We start from the raw sequence: 19,022 nt of genomic DNA, 5'->3' as shown, positions 1-19,022 counted from the left end.
CGACGGCCACACTTGTTGCAAGCGGGAGCACCGTGTCCGCGCGTGCAAGCACGAACAATCTGCTGACCGTGCCGATCCAGTTGCTCGGCGATTGGAGCTACGGCGAGGCGACGTTGCGCGTATTGACGCGGGTCAGGGCCGTCAATCTCGGCAAGCTTCGCCTGTTGTCCGATCGTCAGCCAGCAAAGCTGCTGATCGAGAACCATCATCAGGCCCGCCCGCCGTCTGGCTGCATCGTGATCAGCCGCAGGCTGCTTCGATCATCCTGAACGTCGGAGCTGCCGATTGGTGCAAGACTGCCTATCAGTTCGGCCACGAGCTCGGGCATGTGTTCGCCAACAGCTGGCAGTTCTCGGCAAAACCGCAGCCGCCGACCCAATGGCTTGAAGAAGCCTTGGTCGAGACTTTTTCCATTCATGGGCTCCGGCTGCTCGCCGACAGTTGGGAACGATCGCCGCCGTTCGCCGACGATCAAGCCTTTGCCGGCGCGATCCGGAAATACCGGATCGACCTGCTTCAACTCGACAAGCCGAATAGTTCCGCGGGTTCATCCGAAAGCGCAGCATCGTGGCTGCATACGAACCGGGAGCAGCTGGAAGCAGGGCAGTCGGTTTCGCGCGGGCCGGCAATTCACGGCATCCTGGCCGTCTACGAGAGCGATCGCGCTTGTATCGAGGATATCGGCGCACTCAATCGCTGGCCGGAACGCAGCTCGCTTCCGGTTGATGCCTATCTCGCGCGCTGGAAACGGAGTTGTACGGAAATCGGGGCGGGTGGAGCATTGCCGTCTCGTCTGGAACAATTGTTTGGACTCGCCTGAACGCGGCGAGATCCGGGCGCGTGACGTAAACCAAAGACCGGACTTCCAGAGCCGGTCCGGCTCAAAAACGTTGATTTCGCCGAGGCATAGTGAAAAAATACCGCATATTTCGATCGGAGATTTATATTGGCCGGCCCAGGTAGTGGAAGCGACCAGGCAGGCGAAAACAAATTTGTTCGCTTGCTGCAAAAGGCTATTGCCGGCTTGAGCCCTGGCGACGAAGCAGGGCGACATGACCTCTATTGTCGCGGCCGGTCGTTGCTCGCCAATCGTCTGCAGGAACGCCACGACCTTACACAGGAGGAGGCCGACGGAGAGGCGCGCGCATTTGACGAAGCGGTGATGCAGGTCGAGGCCAGCGCACGCGCTGAGGCGTCGTCATTCGGCCGGCGACATGCCCAGTTCAAAATTGCGACCGTCGCGCTCACGGAAGCAAGGATTGCGCAAGGCCCGCCGGCGAAGCGCGCCTGGCACGGCTCGAAGCAAGCGGACCAAACACCTTCGCGGCCGCCGCAACGTCGGTCTCTCGCCCCGCGCAAGGGCAGGCGTGAGCTTGGCCGGGCAACTCGCGACGCCTGGACACACCTTGTTCGTCGGCTGCGTGACGGGGCCGAGTTCACTACTAGCCATTTGGGCGCGGCGCTTGCGGGGATAAGGCCGCAGATCGCGCGGCGCGCCTCCCGTTTCGCTTCTGCGTGGACAAAGGAGGCTTCCGGCAGATCGACGCGGGAGCCGGGCGTCGACAACACGGGCCAAACAGTTCTGAGGATCGGTCCCGCCGCGCCGAGCGAGGCCGCCGATGGTAGCTCAAACCCGATGCGCCAGCTCCGCTTGCAGGCCTTGATCCAGGTGGCGCGTCACCACGGCGTCGAACTCGATGTCAACGAGTTCAGAGGTGACGCATCACAATCGCTCCCATCGGCCGCGTCGATGTCGGAGTGGGCGCAAAACGCAGGGCTGTGGTCACGCGCCATTCGCACCGGCTGGCGCAACTTGCTGCGCATGAGCAGCGACGAACCGGTGGTCCTGCTGTTCAAGGATGGCAGTGCCGGGCTGATGGTCGGCGTCAATGCCGAGCAACGCGTCCTGCTGATGCGAGACCCCGGCGCCCCACCGGAGGCACGGCCTGTCGCGGTCGATGAGTTGCGCCTCGCTCAGGTCTGGGAGGGCGAGGCGATCCTGGTACGCGCCAATCGCGGACACGTCGCGGCCGACGCGCCGTTCAGCTTGCGCTGGTTGTCGGAGCTGGTGCTGCAGGAACATCGATCGCTGCGCGACATCGGAATAGCTTCCGTCACCATCAGCTTCCTCACCATTTTCCCTCCGCTGCTGGTGATGACGATGGTGAACAAGGTGCTGCAATTCCACAGCACCTCGACCTTGATCCTGCTGGCCACGGTGATGGCGGTGGTCGTGGTGTACGAGGCCATCCTGGGTCATGCCCGCCGCCTGATCATCGCGGTGGTCGGCGCGCGTCTTGATGCGCGGCTCAATCTGCATGTCTTCAATCGGCTGCTGCGCTTGCCGCTCGACTATTTTGAGAGACATCCTGCGGGCGAGACCATGTTTCGCATAGCCCAGGTTTACAAAGTGCGGCAGTTCCTGACCGGACGCCTGCTGACCACGTTCCTGGATCTGATGACGCTCTGCGTCCTGTTGCCGTTCCTGTTTTACCTGAGCCCGATTCTAGCCAGCATCGTGCTCGGTTGCGCCTTCATGATCCTGCTGATCATTCTGGCTTACCTCAGGCCGATGCGTGAGATGTATTCCCGAGTAACCACGGCCGAGACATGGAAGTCGGCCACGCTGGGCGAGACCATCGTCGGCATCAAGACGGTCAAGGCCCTGGCGCTCGAACCGCAGCGCCGATCGTTGTGGGACGAGCGGATTGCCGAGGTCGGCAAGTGGCAGCTCGCGTTCAGCAAGCTTTCCAACTGGCCTCAGACGCTGGTGACGCCGATCGAGCGTATCATGGTTATCGGCACCGTGATGCTGGGTGCCTACATCGCCATGAATGATCCTTCCGGCTACATGGTCGGAGGCCTGTTCGCTTTCCTGATGCTGTCCGGCCGGGCCGCGCAGCCGCTTGTCGGGCTGGCGCGCTTGATCGAGGAATACGAGGAGATCGGTGCGGCCATCGGCGAGGCGGCGTCGGTGCTCAACCGGCCGACCGAGAGCAATGCGCGATCGGCCGGGCTGCGGCCAAAATTCGCCGGCGAAATTTCGTTTCAGGACGTTACCTTCACTTACAGCAATACGACTGTGCCGGCGCTGGACCGTGTTACCTTCGCGATGCCGGCCGGAACGACGCTCGGAGTTGTTGGACGTAGCGGCTCCGGCAAGTCGACGATTACCCGTCTGCTGCAAGGGATCAATCGCGACTACAAGGGCTTCGTGAAGATCGACGGCGTAGATTTGCGCGATGTAGATCTGCGCCATCTGCGCCAGAGCCTGGGCGTCGTGCTGCAGGAGAACTTTTTGTTTCGCGGTTCGATCCGCGACAACATCATCGCGGGGCGCCCCGGCCTGACGCTGTCGGATGCCGTGTACGCCGCGCGGCTCGCCGGCGCGGAGGAGTTCATCGAGCGGATGCCGAACGGCTTCGATACCTATATCGAGGAAGGTTCACCCAACCTGTCAGGCGGTCAGCGTCAGCGTCTTGCGATCGCGCGGGCCCTGATCACCGACCCGCGGATTCTCATTCTGGATGAGGCAACAAGTGCGCTCGATCCGGAAAGCGAAGCGGTGGTCACCGCCAACCTGGAGCGGATCGCAACCGGCCGCTCCATGATTATCGTTTCACATCGGCTGTCGTCTCTGGTCGATTGCGATCACATCCTGGTGTTAGACCAGGGGCGTATCGTCGATTACGGCAGGCATGACGTCCTGGTGGAGCGTTGTGCAATCTATCGCCAGCTCTGGAATCAGCAAAATCGTCATATCACGGCGCCAAAGCCGAGCGCTGCGCCGCGCTTGGTCACGGGGGCACCCGATCAATGAGCGACGTCCATACGCCGTCATTGCCGACCCTGTTCGGCTCGCGGAAAAATGATCCGACCCTGCCGATCATCCTCGAGTTTCAGCAACCCTCGACGGCTATCATCAACACCCCGGTCCCGCGCTCGGCGCAACACATGGTCTGGCTGGTGGCCAGCATGGTGCTTGCCCTGATCGTGGTCGCCAGCGTATTGCCGGTCGATCAGGTGGTTTCGGCGCGAGGAATCGTCGTCTCGCAGGCGCCAACGATTCTGGTGCAGCCGCTCGAGACCTCGATCGTGCGTTCGATCGAAGTGCGGGAAGGACAACGCGTGCATGCAGGCGACGTGCTCGCCAGACTTGATCCGACGTTTGCGGAAGCCGACCTCGTCGCGCTCGAAGATCAGGCCAGCAGCCTCGACGCTGAAGTCGCGCGGTTGCGTGCGGAAGCCGATGGCCAAGCGTTCAAGTTTGACGGCAGCGATCCACATTGGATGCTGCAGGCCTCGATCTTCGAGCATCGCCATGCGCAGTTCGATCTGAAACTGCAGAATTACGATCAGAAGCTCAAAGAGCTCGATTCGGTGATCGCCCGCTCGAACTCGGACGCTGCCGGCTATCGCGAACGTCTTGATGTCGCACAGAGCATCGAGGACATGCGCAGGAAGCTGGAGGCGACCCAGACCGGCAGCCGGTTGAACTCGCTGATCGCCAAGGATACCCGTGTGGAAATGGAGCGCGCTCTCGCCAACGCCGTCGCGACCGGCGAGGGCGCCAAGCGCGACCAATCCGCGCTCGCCTCCGAACGGGATGGCTTCATCCGCGGCTGGAAGGCCGAAACGTCGCAGAAGCTGCAGGAGAGTTCGGTCAAGGCGGCGAACACCCGCGAGCTTGTAGCCAAAGCGAAGCTGCGCCGGAAGCTGGTCGAGCTGCGCAGCAATGTGGATGCAATCGTCCAGGCCGTCTCGAAAGTATCGGTCGGATCGGTGATGCAGTCGGGACAGCAATTCATCACGCTGGTGCCCACGGATGCGCCGCTTGAGGTGGAAGCCAACATTCCCGGCCGGGACAACGGCTTTGTCCACGTCAACGATCCGGTTGCGATTAAATTCGATACCTTTCCGTATTCGCAATACGGCATGGCGGAGGGTACCGTCCGCGTAGTGAGCCCCGATGCCTTCAATGCGCAAGCTGAAGCGCGCAATCCAACGAGCGCAATTCCCGCAGCCGCGACGACGGAGCCGTTCTATCGCGGCCGGATCAGCCTCGACCGGATGGCTTTGCACGACGTGCCTGCCGGCTTTAAGCTGGTGCCTGGCATGCCCGTGACGGCGGACATCAAGGTCGGGCAACGCACAGTCCTCAAATATCTGCTCGGACTGATGCTGCCGGTGACCCAGGAAGCGATGCGGGAGCCCTGAACCTCAACAGTCTGCGACGGACGACAAAGCGATTTGCATATGCTGTTTGATCGACTGATCGGCAAAGCCTCGCCCACGGCCGCGTTGCGCCGCGGCCTGGGGTTGCTCGAGAAAGAGCAGTTCACGGAAGCTCTGCCACTGCTTGCGCAGGCCGCCCAGGCGGGCTTGCCCGAGGCTGCATATCAGATCGGTCGGCTCTACCTGCAGGGATCAGGTGTGCCTTACAGCCCGGCCGAGGCTGTGCGCTGGCTGGAGCAGGCGGCTTTGCATGGCAGCGCCGAGGCCCAATGCTTGCTCGCGGCGCTGCTCGTGCAGGGGCTGGCGTCCGCTCCGGAGACGAGCGCCGGCGAGGGCGCAGCGCGGCTCTTTTCTGCGATTGCAACGAATGTCGCCAGCAGCGCCGCCCCCGATTTCGAAGCTGCGCACAAATGGGCTCGTATGGCGGCGCATGCTGGCTCGGCCGAAGGCTTGGCCCTGCTCGGCTATGTCTTGACCTATGGTCCGGAGCATCTGCGCAATCCGGACGAGGCGCGCGACTGCTATCAACGTTCGGCTTCCGGCGGCTGCGCGCAGGGCCACCTCGGTTACGCGCTGGCGTTAGCCGGTGACGCCCGGCTCTCCGAACGCAAGGCGGAGATCGCCGAGCATATTCGTGCCGCAGCCGCGACCGGGATTCCGTCGGCTCTCTACATGTTCGGCGTTCTCGCCGAACAGGGAACCGGCATCGAGAAGGATCCAGCCAATGCAGCCGAGCATTTTCGAAAGGCCGCAGAGCTCGGGCACCGCGCCGCCCAGATGAAATGGGGAGCAGCCTTGATCGAAGGCAGGACCGTGACCCCGGATCCGGTACTCGGAGAATCCTGGTTGAGACGCGCTGCGCTCGCCGGAGATGCTCGCGCGGCCGAGATGATCGGCCATCTCTACACCAAGGGCGGCGCGATGCCGCCGAACTATGCTGAAGCCGCGAACTGGTATCGGCGCGCCGCGGAGGCCGGCAGCGCAACCGCGGCTCGCTCCCTGAGCTCGTTTTATATGACCGGCGCGGGAGTGCCCATCGACGCCGAGGAGGCCGCAAGATGGTTGCACGCAGCGGCCGACGCTGGAGACGGCAGCGCCCAGATCGCTCTCGCTCAGCAGCTACTCGCGGGTCTCGCAATGCCCGGTGGGCGGCCTCCGGTAACCGACTGGTTCAGGAAAACCGCCGCCGGTGGCGACCTCGCCGCGGCCTTCAATCTTGGAGTGTGCTTGCTTCAGGGGGTCGGCGCGGAGCGAGACGAGCAGCAAGCTGCGATTTGGCTGCGGCGGGCGGCAGAGGGCCTGCCAGAAGCTCAGTACATGCTTGGTCGGCTGTTGAGCGAAGGACGTGGTGTCCAGGCAGACCTGAAGGCCGCACGCGAATGGTTTGCACTTGCCGCCGAGGCCGGTAACGCGGACGGTCAAGCGGCCCTGGCCGAAATGCTGGTCAACGGCCGCGGCGGCCAGACGGACGTCGCGAAGGCAATCAAGCTCTGTGAGCAAGCTGCCGAAAAGGGACATAGTGGCGCGATGTTCGCGCTTGGCGCGATCCACAGTGGAGGTCATGGAGCCGCGATCGACCGGGCTAGAGCCGCACACTGGTTTCGAGCCGCCGCCGAACTGGGGCACGGCCACGCGCAGCTCATGCTCGGGCGCTATCTGCGAGCAGGAGCTGCGGAACCAAGGAACGTTCGCGAGGCGCGGCATTGGTTTGAGAGTGCCGTAGCGCAGGGCATTCTGGAGGCCGAGTCCGAGCTCGCCGAGCTGTCGGCGGCCACTTCAAGAATGGCCGTCTAGCAAGCAGACGCGGAAGTTTGAACGATCAAATCGATAACCGTGGATTCCAACCGTAGCTTTTTGACTGCTTGCGGCAGAGCCCAACGCCATCAACGTCGTGCAGAGGATGGACGTTATGGCGGAAGGGGTGGGATTCGAACCCACGGTACCCTTGCGGGCACGCCGGTTTTCAAGACCGGTGCCTTAAACCACTCGGCCACCCTTCCGGATCAAGAATTTCAGTCGCTTACAGTACGGGGACTCTGAACGCAACGCGAAGTTGGTCCCAAACCGGTCCCAAAGCGCTTGAGACATCCGGCAGGTGCCGTTGACTGCTGCGCTCCGCCGAGATCGCGAAGGCTCGGCGGCGAGCTCTATAAAGGTGTGACGTTTCTGTGACGGACTACGCTTGCAAAAAGCGCTATCAGTATCGCTTTCGGGATTGCTTATTCTCGGGGCGCCAGCTGATGATACGGATTGTCGTCGTAACAGCGGTAGCCGGCTCGTTGCTGACGCAAGGCGCGTTGGCCGCCGATTTGTCGATCAAGACACCCACGATCGCTCCCGTTGCTTACAACTGGACCGGCCTCTATATCGGCGGCAACGTCGGATACGGCTGGGGCCATGAGCGCGACGATGGAACCCTTTCCGGACTATCCTTGTTTGAAGTGTTCTTTCCCGGCGGCGTTCCCGTCGAACCGCCCTCGGTCAGGGGAATTGCTCCCCAGCCCATCGTGGGCAGCTCCAACCCGAGCGGCATGATCGGGGGCGGACAGGTAGGCTACAATTGGCAATGGCAGAACTGGCTGCTTGGTCTTGAGGCCGACATCCAAGGCTCGGACCAGCGCGCCGACGGAGCTTTATGCTCGGCGACGGGATGCGCAACCGGACCACTGCTGATCAATGCCAACTACAGGCTGGACTGGTTCGGCACCTTCCGCGGCCGTGCTGGCATTCTGGCTGCTCCGCAGCTGCTGCTCTATGCAACCGGCGGCTTGGCCTATGGCCATTTCGACGCAAATGCACCCTCGCTCCCATCCAGTTGGGGTGCCACCCACACCGGGTGGACGGTCGGGGCGGGAGGCGAGGTTGCGCTCGACAGCCACTGGTCGATCAAGGCTGAATATCTTTACATGGATCTCGGCAGGTTCGCCGGCGCGCCGGTGTCGGCGACCACCACGGTCACCAACTCCTTGCCGCCACCAAACTCCGGCTTCACGACTGTGACGACCAATTTCGTCAACGCGTCGTTTGGGACCAGGTTCACCGACAATATCGTGCGGGTCGGGGTGAATTACAGATTCAGCGGCCCGCCGCTCGCGAAATACTGATCGGCCGCCGCCGAGCGACGTCGAGTTTACCCGAAGTTCTCTCGGTGCCCAGCGCGCGACGGTGTTGACCGCGAGGACCGCCTTTGACCATCATGACGGCCATGAAGCGCGTCCTGTTCCTGTGCACCGGCAACTACTACCGAAGCCGATACGCGGAGGAGCTATTCAATCATCTCGCGAGGGCGGGACAACTGGCGTGGCGCGCATTCTCCAGGGGCGCGGCCGAGCGAGGCTCGCCGGACAATGTCGGACCGATGTCCGTTTTCGCCGATGATCGTCTCCGCGCAGGCGGGATCGTTCCGGAGGGCGCAACGCGCCACCCGCGGCCATGTTCATTGGCCGACTTCGACGACGTCGACCTCGTGATCGCACTCAAGGAGGCAGAGCACCGCCCGCTGATCGAGCGGCGGTTCCCCGAAGTGGCGGGCAGGGTGACGTATTGGCACGTCGACGATATCGATGTGGCGCATCCTTCAGTCGCGCTCGCGATGCTCGACGCTCACGTCCGAGCGCTGGTTTCTTCGCTCAGTTGATCGGCCTGCGCTTCAGGAAGATCGCCAGCGCATACTCCGCCGGGCGCGCCAGTCTGCCGCTGAGACGTTCGAGGTCTTCGACCGCGACGATCTCGAGGCGGCCTTCGGTGACCCTCAGCTGGTCGATCGGCACATCGCGTGCGAGGAACACCTCGCCGCGGAGGGTGCCGCCCGGTGTCGAGGGATCTGGTCCGGAATAACTCCCGATCAGCTCAAAACGCTCGGGCGGCACGTAATGGCCGATCTCCTCGTGGATTTCGCGAACGACGCATTCCAGGAAGGTCTCGGTGCCCTCCCGCCGCCCACCAAAGAGGCTGATCTTGCCGGGATCGGAAACGTGCGGAAGGTCGTCACGCAATTGCAGGAGCAACTGGCCGTCCGTGCTGACGAGCAGTGCAGACGTTCCCTCTCTTACCGCGCCGGTCATTCGCCGATCCTGATTGCTGGGAATGCTGGGACTGTGGAGGGTGCGTCAGGACTGGGGCTGCGAGAAGACGGCGTGGCACCCCACGCGGATCAGGTCGCCAGGCGCACACCTGGCCAGGTATCATCAGGACTTGGCGCTGACGCCGACGTCAGATCGGCTAGGGATGAGGTGAGGGGTCGTCGAGGCTCGTCGCCCGGGCGCAGATGGCGCCCCAGGGCATCACACGCTCAGCCGAAAGCGAACGCCAGCAGGCTGGAGCACAGCAGCACGAGGCTCGCTGCGGTCAGGGTTAGAAATCCGTCGGAGACCAAATCGTGATTACGCATGATACACCTGCCTTCAACCGATGCTCATCCGAATTGATTAAAGCTTTCCGAACATTCTCTCCTGGAAAGAGGTGACGCGTCTTTCCGCCTTCAACGGACTGTCAGGCCCGGTACCGATAGCCTTCCACGGCGTGCGCCAAGAAGATCGCCGCACTCACCAGGCCCATCACCGCTGTAACCGTCTCGATCATCGCAAACTTCCTTTGCGCCCCACGCGGGAGAGAAAACGATTGCAGCCTTGCACAGTCAAAAAGATTCAATTGTTGGGATTCAAGATGCCGACCCACTGATGATTTGCTGCAACAGTGTGTCTGATAGCGGGACAGGCGAGGGCGTTTTGGCTGGCCGAGCTCCGTAGAACAACTGAGGAAGCGCAACAGGCGGTTTACCAAAGTGCCATAGGGTTAAGGCTCTCCCCATTTCCGCCGTGTTCCGGTTGCGATATCGTCAAGCTCTGGTGCGGAGGTGGGCCGCACCTTGAAGAAAATGATCCCGATGCCACGAAATGGGCGCGGGTCCGGCAGAATGGTACTTGGGGCAGATGGGGACTAGACGGCCAGATTCGATGATCCGGACGGCGCGTGGTGCCGTTGCGGTGGCGACGTGCCTCGTCCTCGCCAATTGCGCCTCCTCCAGCAAGTTCGCCAGCCGGGTCGATCCGAAATACGGCGTGTCGTCGAGCCCGCGTGTCGTCGCGTTGGGCGACCCGGTACCGAAGGGCGGCGGGACCTATCGCATCGGCAAGCCCTATGTCGTCGCCGGCCGCACCTATGTGCCGGAGGAGAACGAGAACTACCGTGCCGAGGGCATGGCGTCCTGGTACGGCGATGATTTCCATGGCCGCCTGACTGCCAATGGCGAGGTGTTCGACATGGGCTCGCTGACGGCCGCCCATCCAACCCTGCCGATGCCGAGCTACGCGCGGGTCACCAATCTGAGCAACGGCCGGTCGCTCATCGTCCGCGTCAACGACCGCGGCCCGTATCACGGCAACCGCCTCATAGACGTCTCGAACAAGGCCGCCGAACTGCTTGATTTCAAAGGTAATGGTGTAGCTCGCGTCCGCGTCGAATATGTCGGCCGGGCGCCGCTCGAGGGCTCCGACGACCGCCAGCTGATGGCGACCTTGCGGACCGGCACGCCGGCACCGTCACCATCGATGGTCCGAGTCGCCTCGGCACGGCCATTCGTGCCCGAGATGTCGTCCTCGTCCGGTCGTGTCCGCGGCGAAGTTCCGTTGCCGGAGGGCCGGCCCTACAGCCTCGGCAACACCCAGGCCGATTATGCTTCGGTCAGCGCGACCTCCGAAATGTCGGCCTCAAGCCGGTCACGGAACCGCACCTTGAACAATCCGCGCGAAGTCTCCTACGAGAGCGACCCGCGCTATGCCGCTGCCCCGAGCCCGGCAGCCGCCTACGTGCCGATCGACGCACGTGGACCGGCTGAAGTGCTGAGCGGACGCGGGCTCTACTGAGTCAAATCGTTGCGAATCAGGCCCTTGGCCTGATCATTTCAGAAACGCGATCAGCGCTGCATTGACCTCGTCGGGGCGTTCCTGCTGGATCCAGTGGCCGGCGCCCTCGATGATCAGCTTCTGCTTGAGGTTCGGCAGCACGCGCTCCATGTCTGCGACCCGCTTGGCGCCGATCAGCCCGGTGATCACCGAATCGTTCGAGCCGGCGATGAACAGCGACGGCTGATGGATCTGGGCGTCCTGCCAGGGCGCGGTCAGCTCCCAGTTGCGGTCGATATTGCGATACCAGTTCAGGCCGCCGCGGAAGCCGGACTGCCGGTAGCTCTCGGCGAATTCGGCGATGTCGGCCTCGGTGATCCAGGCCGGCAGCGGCATTCCGGCCGGCAGCTTGCCGAGGAAGCCCTTGGCCTCGTCGACGAACATCGAACTCGGATCGGAGACGCCGCGTCCGAGCACCAGCCGCATGGTGTGCGCGATGTCGCGCTCGAATTCGGCCTCCGCGACGCCGGGAGGCTGGAAGTACTGCCAATAGAAATTGGTGATGCCGCTCTCGCGCAGGGTTTCCAGCGGACGTCCGCGGCCGCGAAACGGTGGCGGCACGCTGAGGCCGGCGACCTTGGTGAAGACGTCGGGACGGAACAGGGCCGCGTGCCAGGCCACGGGCGCTCCCCAATCGTGACCCACGATCATTGCTGTCTTCTCGCCGAGCGCAGCCACCAGCGCGACCATGTCGCCCACGGTATCGAAGATCGTGTAGGCACCGACATCGGCCGGCGCGGCGGTTCGGCCAAAGCCGCGCATGTCCGGTGCTGCGACCCGGAAGCCTGCCGCGGCCAGCGCTGCGATCTGGTGCCGCCACGAGTAGGACAGTTCCGGCCAGCCATGGCAGAGCACGACCAGCGGGCCTTGCCCGGCCTCGCGCACGAACATGTCGATGCCGTTGGCGGAAATGATGCGGGAGGATGACATTCGCGTTTCCGCCTTGTTTGCCGGTTCTGTTGTCGTTAGCTGGTTCCAGAGATTACTGACAAGGATATGGGCGTTCAGCGCGGGCGGCAATCCAGCCGGCCGTGTACAAGCGGCGAAACCTCAGTTGTTTGCGATACTTCCAGCTGTTAGAACGCAGTCTTTCAGGACATCGCCGATGGCAGCCCCAACCGCAATTCCCCGCACGTTGCTAGCTCGCGCCGGGCGTTGCTGGCGTGGCCTGATCGCGGCCGCGGTCGTGGCGGCGATCGGCTGCGGCGGGGTGGTCTATGCCGCCAACAACAGTGTCCAGGGCGCAAAGAAGGAAGAGGGCGGGTTCGACGGCGACGCGCCGACCGCGATCCTGGTCGAGGCCTCCTCGGGCAGCGTCCTGTTCGAGAAGAACGCCGACGAGCTGCGCGCGCCTTCCAGCATGATGAAGCTGATGACCGCCGAGGTGGTGTTCGACGCCATCAAGAAGGGCGACATCAAGCTGACCGACGAGTACCGGATCAGTGAAAACGCCTGGCGGCGCGGCGGGGCGCCGTCCGGAACCTCGACGATGTTCGCGGCGATCAACAGCAAGGTTTCGGTCGACGATCTCCTGCACGGTGCGATCATCCCGAGCGGCAACGACGCCTGCATCGCGCTTGCCGAAGGAATTGCCGGCAACGAGCATACGTTCGCGACCGACTTCATGACCAAGCGCGCCCGCGAGCTCGGCATGACCAAGTCGACCTTCGGCAATTCCAACGGGCTGCCGGACCCGAACAACAAGATGACGGTGCGGGAACTCGCGGTGCTGGCGCGCCACATCATCCTGGCCTACCCGGACAGGTACAAGCTGTTCGGCGAGAAGGAGTTCACCTGGAACAAGATCCGCCAGCAGAACCGCAATCCACTGCTCAACGCCTTGCCCGGCGCCGACGGGTTGAAGACCGGCTACACCAAGGAGGGCGGCTACGGCATGGTTGGTTCCGCCGTCCAGAACGACACGCGGCTGATCGTCGTGGTCAATGGGCTCGAGGATTCGGAGGATCGCGCGACCGAGGCCAAGAAGATGCTGGAATGGGGCTTCCGCAGCTTCGAGACCCGGGTGCTGATCGCGGCGAACCAGCCGGTCGCTACGCCCGGGTGTTCGGCGGCGAGAGCCGTTCGGTCAAGCTGGTCAGCCCCGATCCGATCAAGGTGATGGTGTCGAAGAACGGCAATGACAAGCTGCTCGCGCGCGTCGTCTATAACGGCCCGGTCAAGGCGCCGATCACCGCCGGCCAGCAGATCGGCGTGGTCCGGGTCTGGCGCGGAGCCAACGTCGCGATGGAGACGCCTGTCTACGCGGCGGATGCCGTCGGCACGGGATCGACGATGCGCCGCGCGCTCGACGGTGCCCAGGAGCTCGTCATCGGCATGTTCCGCGCAGGAGTCGAGAAGCTCTGACATGGCGGAAGCAGCAGTCCAACGGCCGAGCTTGCGCGGTCGCTTCATCACCTTTGAAGGCGGCGAGGGCTCGGGGAAATCGACCCAGATCCGCAAGCTCGCTGAGCGGCTCGACACCGCCAAGCTGCGCGCGATCGTGACCCGCGAGCCCGGCGGCTCGCCGGGCGCGGAGATCATCCGTCACCTCGTGCTGTCCGGAATGGGCAAGCTGCTCGGGCCGGAGGCCGAGACGCTGCTGTTTGCCGCGGCGCGCGACGACCACGTCCGCACCGTGATCCTGCCGGCGCTCAACCAGGGCATCTGGGTGCTGTGCGACCGCTTCTTCGATTCCACGCGCGCCTATCAGGGCCAGCTCGGGCAGGTGTCGCCCGAACTGGTCAATGCGATGCAGCGTGTCACCATCGGCGATCTCAAGCCCGATCTGACCTTCATCCTCGATGTTCCGGTCGAGGTCGGACTGCAACGCGCCGCCGCGCGCCGCGGCACCGCCACGGCCGACCGCTTCGAGGCCGAAGGCATCAAGTTCCATCAGGATTTGCGCGACGCGTACCGCCGGATAGCGGCCGAAGACCCCGAGCGCTGCGTCCTGATCGACGCCACGCCCGATCCGGACACGGTCACAGCCACGATATGGGCCGCGCTGCGCGAGCATCTGCGCGCAACGCTCACGGCGGACAGTCCGGCATGAGCGCGCGCAAGGTCGAACAGGAGAGCACTGCCCGCCATCCGCGCGAAACGTCCGATCTGTTCGGGCATCGCGAGGCTGAGGCCGCCTTGCTCGATGCCTATCGCAGCGGGCGGATTCCGCATGCCTGGCTGATCGGCGGCGCGCAGGGGATCGGCAAGGCGACACTGGCCTACCGCATGGCCCGCTTCGTGCTGGCGTTCCGCAATCCGAAATCGTCTCAGGTTCAGGCGGCGCCGACGCTGCGGGTCGATCCCTCCGATCCGGTGGCGCGGCAGATCACGGCGGGCGCCCATGGCGGGCTGCTGGTGCTGGAGCGCGGCCTCAACGACCGCGGCGTGATGCGCACCGTGATCACCGTCGACGAGACGCGCGAGACCATCTCGTTTTTCGGCTCGACGGCTGCGGTCGACGGCTGGCGCGTCTGCATCGTCGACACCGTCGACGAGCTCAATCCCAACGCCGCGAACGCGCTGCTGAAGATCCTCGAGGAGCCGCCGCAGCAGTCGCTGTTCCTCCTGGTCAGTCACGCGCCGTCGCGGGTGCTGCCGACGATCCTGTCCCGCTGCCGCAAATTGCTGCTGCGGCCCCTGGAGACGGACGACGTGGTGCGCGCGGCCGCAGCCGCGACCGACATTGCAGCGGACGATCCTGCGTTGCTCGAGGCCGCGGCGGCATCCGAGGGCAGCGGCGGGCGGGCGCTGTCGCTGCTCGGCGGCGACGCACTCAAGCTGCAACAACGTACGGCCGCGTTGCTGGCAACGCTACCGAGCGTCGATCCGCGCGAGCTGCATGCGCTGGGCGACGCGCTCGGCACCAGCGACCGCGTCGCGCTCGCCGCCTTCATCGACGGCATCGATCGCTGGATGAGCGAGCGCATGCGAACCGGCGACGCCAACGCCAATTTGCCGCGCCTTGCACGGCTGGCGGAGGTATGGGAAAAGATCGTCCGCGCCGCGCGCGATACCGAAGCCTACAATCTGGAGCGCAAGCCGCTGGTTTTCTCGGTGTTTTCGATGCTCGCTGACGCGACCCGATAGACGTCAAGTCTCAAAACACATCTGTCCGACAACACATCCATCTGACAAAACTCCCGACAAACTCGTTTCGATCTGCAAAGGATTCCGTGGTGGCGACCGCTAAGAAGAAATCGTCGAAGAAGGCCAAGAAGACGAAGAAGGCATCGCCCGCCCGCGCGACCAGCAAGGCCACGGCGAAGTCACGCGCGGCCAAGAAGGGCGGGCGCGTCACCAAGGCGACGAAGAAGGCCGGCAAGGCCAAGAAGCCGGGAGCCAGGAAGGCAGCCAAAAAGACCGTGAAGAAGGCTGCGAAGAAGACGGTCAAGAAAACGGTCAAGAAGACGGTCAAGAAAGCTGCCGCGAAGGCCACCAAGACCGCGCCGAAGAAGGCCGCCGCAGCGGCCGTCGCACCGGCTGCAAAGAAGCCCGCTGTGCCGAAGGCTCCGACCGCCGAGAAGGCGCCGAGACCGGCAGCGGTTCGCGCGCCGAAGCCACCCAGGCCGGCCGCGGCAGCCCCTGTATCCGCCCCCGTCGCGGCGCCGGCCGCAGACCGCGGCAACGTCTACTACATCACGACCGCGATCGCGTACCCCAACGGCCAGCCGCATATCGGGCACGCCTATGAGGCGATCGCGACTGACGCGCTGGCGCGCTTCCAGCGGCTCGACGGCAAGGATGTGTTCTTCCTGACCGGCACCGACGAGCACGGCCAGAAGATGATCCAGACCGCGCAGGGCGAGGGCCTGACGCCGCACGCGCTCGCCACCCGCAACGCTGCGCGCTTCAAGGAGATGGACGAGCGGCTCAACGTCTCGTTCGACCGCTTCATCCGCACCTCCGAACCCGCGCACCACAAGTCGGTGCAGGAAATCTGGCGCCGCATGCGGGACAACGGCGACATCTATATCGACGCCTATGCCGGCTGGTACTCGGTGCGCGACGAGGCCTATTACGCCGAGGATGAGACCACGGTCGGCGAGGACAATGTCCGCCGCGGCCCGCAGGGCACGCCGGTCGAGTGGGTCGAGGAGAAGAGCTATTTCTTCAAGCTCTCGGCCTACCAGGACAAGCTCCTGCATCTCTATGAGAGCCAGCCCGATTTCATCGGCCCGGATTCCCGCCGCAACGAGGTCATGAGTTTCGTGCGGGGCGGGCTGAAGGACCTCTCGATCTCGCGCACCACGTTCGACTGGGGCGTCAAGGTCCCCAACGATCCAGAGCACGTGATGTATGTCTGGGTCGACGCGCTGACCAACTACATCACCGGCGTCGGCTATCCCGACCAGAGCGACAAGCATTGGCGCTACTGGCCGGCCGACGTGCACATCATCGGCAAGGACATCATCCGCTTCCACGCGGTGTACTGGCCGGCCTTCCTGATGTCGGCCGGCATTCCTCTGCAGAAGCGCGTCTATGCCCACGGCTTCCTGTTCAACAGGGGCGAGAAGATGTCGAAGTCGGTCGGCAACGTGGTCGATCCGTTCAATCTCGCCAATCAGTACGGCGTCGACCAGGTGCGCTATTTCTTCCTGCGCGAGGTGCCGTTCGGCCAGGACGGTAACTACAACCACGAGGCCATCGTCGCGCGCATCAATGCCGACCTCGCCAATGATTTCGGCAATCTGGCGCAGCGTTCGCTGTCGATGATCGCCAAGCAGCTCGGCGGCGTGCTGCCGGAGCCGGGCGAGTTCAGCGACAACGACAAGGCGATCCTGTCGCAGGCCGACGCCATGCTGGAGACGTCGCGGACCGCGATGGCCACGCAGCAGATCCATCAATGGCTCAACACGGTGTGGGCCGTGGTCGCCGAGGCCAACCGCTACTTTGCCGGCGAGGCGCCGTGGGCGCTGGCCAAGACCGATCCGGCGCGCCAGAAGACGGTGCTCTACGTCACCGCCGAAGTCGTGCGCCAGATCGCGATCATGGCGCAGGCCGTGATGCCCGAGTCCTGCGGCAAGATGCTCGACAGCCTCGGGATAGCAGCAGAGGCTCGCAACTTCACGGCGATCGCGGAGCGGATCAAGCCGGGCACGGCGCTGCCGGCACCGGTCGGCGTGTTTCCGCGCTACGTGGAACCGAAGACCGAATGAGCGGTTCGAAATTCATGCTGGTCGACAGTCACTGCCACCTCGATTTCCCTGATTTCGCCGACGATCTCGACGGGATCGTCGGACGCGCCGAGGCGGCCGGCATCGGCCGCATGGTGACGATCTCGACCCGAGTGAAGCGGCTCGGCGGCCTGCTTGCGATCACGGAGCGCTTTCCGGACGTCTACTGTTCGGTCGGCACCCATCCGCATCATGCCGATGAAGAGGACGGCATTCCGGCAACCGAGCTGATCGAGCTGACCAAACACCCGAAGGTCGTGGCGCTCGGTGAGGCGGGGCTGGATTACTTCTATGAGCACGGCTCGCGCGAGGCGCAGGAGCGCGGCTTCCGCGCGCACATCGCCGCGGCCCGCGAAACCGGCCTGCCGCTCGTGATCCACACACGTGAGGCCGACGAGGATTGCGGCCGCATCCTCGAGGATGAGGTCGCGAAGGGGCCGTTCAAGGCGGTCCTGCACTGCTACACCGGCGGCCGCGAGCTCGCGATGAAGGCGATCGCGCTTGGGCTGTCGATCTCGTTCACGGGCATCCTGACCTTCAAGAAGTCGGACGCACTGCGCGCGCTGGCGGCCGAATTGCCGGCCGACCGCATCATGGTCGAGACCGATGCGCCGTATCTCGCGCCCGGCAAATATCGCGGCAAGCGCAACGAGCCATCTTATGTTGTCGAGGTCGCCAAGGTGCTCGCCGAAACCCGCGGCGTCTCGCTGGAGGAGATCTCGCAGCAGACCACCGAGAACTTCTTCCGACTGTTCTCCAAGGTGCCGGCACCGAAGGTTGCTGCATGACACTGACACTGACCATCCTGGGCTGCGGTTCTTCCGCCGGCGTGCCGCGCCCGGCGCTCGGTTGGGGCGCCTGCGATCCCAACAATCCCAAGAACCGCCGCCGCCGCTGCTCGATCATGGCCGAGCGCACCATGGAGCACGGCACCACGCGGGTCGTGATCGATACCGCGCCCGATCTGCGCGAGCAGTTGATCGACGCCGACGTCGAGCATATCGACGCGGTGTTCCTGACCCATGAGCATGCCGACCAGACCCATGGCATCGACGATCTGCGTTCGGTCGTGCTGCACCAGCGGCGCCGCATCCCGGTCTACTTCAACCAGTCGACCGCCAAGGACATCATGGCGCGGTTCTCCTATTGCTTCATCTCGCCGGAGGGCAGCGACTATCCGCCGATCCTGACCCGGCATTCGATCGAGGCCGGTGAGAGCCATACGGTCACGGGGAAGGGTGGTCCGCTGAAGCTCGAGGCCTTCCTGGTGCAGCACGGCCGGATTCCGGCGCTCGGCTACCGCATCGGCGATGCTGCCTACACGCCCGATCTGCACGACATTCCCGAGGAGAGCTGGCCGGCCCTGCAAGGCCTCGATCTCTGGATCGTCGACGGCCTGCGCTATGCGCCGCATCCCAGCCATTTCAGCGTTGCGGACGCGCTGTCGTGGATCGAGCGCTTCAAGCCGAAGCGCGCCGTCATCACCAACATGCATTCCGACCTCGACTACGAGGTGCTACGGCAGAGCCTGCCGGCCGGCGTGATCCCGGCCTATGACGGCATGCGGCTGACGCTCGATCGGGCGGGCTGAAAACTCAAATAGCGCTGAGCCAGCTGAACCCGCGTGTCGATCAGACGCGCGCGGTTCCACCCGTCGCGGTGAGCGCCCGATACCCGCCGTCGGGCATTGAACTTTTGCGTGCCTTCG

Annotated in this window: 15 protein-coding genes, 1 tRNA gene and 1 pseudogene; 14 read left to right on the top strand and 3 right to left on the bottom strand. The window is 64.1% G+C overall.

Annotated features, from left to right (window positions below; genetic code table 11):
- Positions 1–32 precede the first annotated feature (32 nt).
- The 5 genes from ALC15_RS06280 to ALC15_RS06260 all read left to right on the top strand — a co-directional run bounded on the left by ALC15_RS06280 (position 33) and on the right by ALC15_RS06260 (position 7,029).
- On the top strand, positions 33–269 hold the full coding sequence (locus ALC15_RS06280; RefSeq protein WP_128089437.1) for a hypothetical protein: 237 nt from the start codon (positions 33–35) through the stop codon (positions 267–269).
- A 59-nt stretch (positions 270–328) separates the two neighbouring features.
- Positions 329–820, top strand: a complete 492-nt coding sequence (locus ALC15_RS06275) for a hypothetical protein (RefSeq protein ID WP_050626512.1) — start codon at positions 329–331, stop codon at positions 818–820.
- A 126-nt stretch (positions 821–946) separates the two neighbouring features.
- On the top strand, positions 947–3,820 hold the full coding sequence (locus tag ALC15_RS06270) for a peptidase domain-containing ABC transporter (RefSeq protein ID WP_244485948.1): 2,874 nt from the start codon (positions 947–949) through the stop codon (positions 3,818–3,820).
- Positions 3,817–5,217: an HlyD family type I secretion periplasmic adaptor subunit gene (locus ALC15_RS06265; protein WP_050626511.1), complete on the top strand. Its 1,401-nt coding sequence runs from the start codon at positions 3,817–3,819 to the stop codon at positions 5,215–5,217. The genes ALC15_RS06270 and ALC15_RS06265 overlap by 4 nt, the downstream gene beginning before the upstream one ends.
- A 39-nt stretch (positions 5,218–5,256) precedes the next feature.
- Positions 5,257–7,029 carry a tetratricopeptide repeat protein gene (locus ALC15_RS06260; RefSeq protein ID WP_050626510.1) on the top strand — a complete coding sequence of 591 codons (1,773 nt, stop codon included), beginning with the start codon at positions 5,257–5,259 and terminating at the stop codon, positions 7,027–7,029.
- A gap of 116 nt (positions 7,030–7,145) precedes the next feature.
- On the opposite strand, the gene ALC15_RS06255 is transcribed toward ALC15_RS06260, so the two are convergent.
- A tRNA-Ser gene (locus ALC15_RS06255) sits at positions 7,146–7,235 on the bottom strand.
- 240 nt (positions 7,236–7,475) lie between these two features.
- On the opposite strand from ALC15_RS06255, the gene ALC15_RS06250 reads away from it, so the two are divergent.
- Positions 7,476–8,339 carry an outer membrane protein gene (locus ALC15_RS06250; protein WP_094193695.1) on the top strand — a complete coding sequence of 288 codons (864 nt, stop codon included), beginning with the start codon at positions 7,476–7,478 and terminating at the stop codon, positions 8,337–8,339.
- 92 nt (positions 8,340–8,431) lie between these two features.
- Positions 8,432–8,872: an arsenate-mycothiol transferase ArsC gene (locus ALC15_RS06245; RefSeq protein WP_094193694.1), complete on the top strand. Its 441-nt coding sequence runs from the start codon at positions 8,432–8,434 to the stop codon at positions 8,870–8,872.
- Here ALC15_RS06245 and ALC15_RS06240 read toward each other — a convergent pair.
- Positions 8,865–9,299 carry an NUDIX domain-containing protein gene (locus tag ALC15_RS06240; RefSeq protein WP_050626507.1) on the bottom strand — a complete coding sequence of 145 codons (435 nt, stop codon included), beginning with the start codon at positions 9,297–9,299 and terminating at the stop codon, positions 8,865–8,867. The two genes, ALC15_RS06245 and ALC15_RS06240, sit on opposite strands and share 8 nt — an antisense overlap.
- An 867-nt stretch (positions 9,300–10,166) precedes the next feature.
- Between ALC15_RS06240 and ALC15_RS06235 the strand changes: the two genes are divergently transcribed.
- Positions 10,167–11,099 (top strand): septal ring lytic transglycosylase RlpA family protein, encoded by a 933-nt coding sequence (locus tag ALC15_RS06235; RefSeq protein WP_094193693.1) that lies wholly within the window; start codon positions 10,167–10,169, stop codon positions 11,097–11,099.
- A 33-nt stretch (positions 11,100–11,132) separates the two neighbouring features.
- On the opposite strand, the gene ALC15_RS06230 is transcribed toward ALC15_RS06235, so the two are convergent.
- The gene (locus ALC15_RS06230; protein ID WP_050626505.1) at positions 11,133–12,068 is read right to left on the bottom strand and encodes an alpha/beta fold hydrolase; all 936 of its coding nucleotides are present in this window, start codon (positions 12,066–12,068) and stop codon (positions 11,133–11,135) included.
- A gap of 175 nt (positions 12,069–12,243) precedes the next feature.
- On the opposite strand from ALC15_RS06230, the pseudogene ALC15_RS06225 reads away from it, so the two are divergent.
- The 6 genes and pseudogenes from ALC15_RS06225 (at position 12,244) to ALC15_RS06200 (ending at position 18,905) form a co-directional block, all read left to right on the top strand.
- Positions 12,244–13,502, top strand: a pseudogene (locus ALC15_RS06225) (D-alanyl-D-alanine carboxypeptidase family protein).
- A gap of 1 nt (position 13,503) precedes the next feature.
- Positions 13,504–14,190: a dTMP kinase gene (gene tmk, locus ALC15_RS06220; RefSeq protein ID WP_050626504.1), complete on the top strand. Its 687-nt coding sequence runs from the start codon at positions 13,504–13,506 to the stop codon at positions 14,188–14,190.
- Complete coding sequence (locus ALC15_RS06215) at positions 14,187–15,227, top strand: DNA polymerase III subunit delta' (protein WP_050626503.1); 1,041 nt, start codon at positions 14,187–14,189, stop codon at positions 15,225–15,227. The genes tmk and ALC15_RS06215 overlap by 4 nt, the downstream gene beginning before the upstream one ends.
- A gap of 89 nt (positions 15,228–15,316) precedes the next feature.
- Complete coding sequence (gene metG / locus ALC15_RS06210; protein WP_094193692.1) at positions 15,317–17,296, top strand: methionine--tRNA ligase; 1,980 nt, start codon at positions 15,317–15,319, stop codon at positions 17,294–17,296.
- 14 nt (positions 17,297–17,310) lie between these two features.
- Entirely contained in the window at positions 17,311–18,102 is a 792-nt protein-coding gene (locus tag ALC15_RS06205; RefSeq protein WP_050626542.1) for a TatD family hydrolase, read from the top strand.
- A complete protein-coding gene (locus ALC15_RS06200) occupies positions 18,099–18,905 on the top strand; it encodes an MBL fold metallo-hydrolase (RefSeq protein ID WP_050626502.1) in 807 nt (268 codons plus the stop codon). Before ALC15_RS06205 ends, ALC15_RS06200 begins: the two co-directional genes overlap by 4 nt.
- The last annotated feature ends 117 nt before the right edge of the window (positions 18,906–19,022 follow it).

The sequence above is a fragment of the Bradyrhizobium viridifuturi genome (assembly GCF_001238275.1).
Classification (GTDB): Bacteria; Pseudomonadota; Alphaproteobacteria; order Rhizobiales; family Xanthobacteraceae; genus Bradyrhizobium; species Bradyrhizobium viridifuturi.
This window is presented reverse-complemented; position numbering and strand designations above follow the sequence as displayed.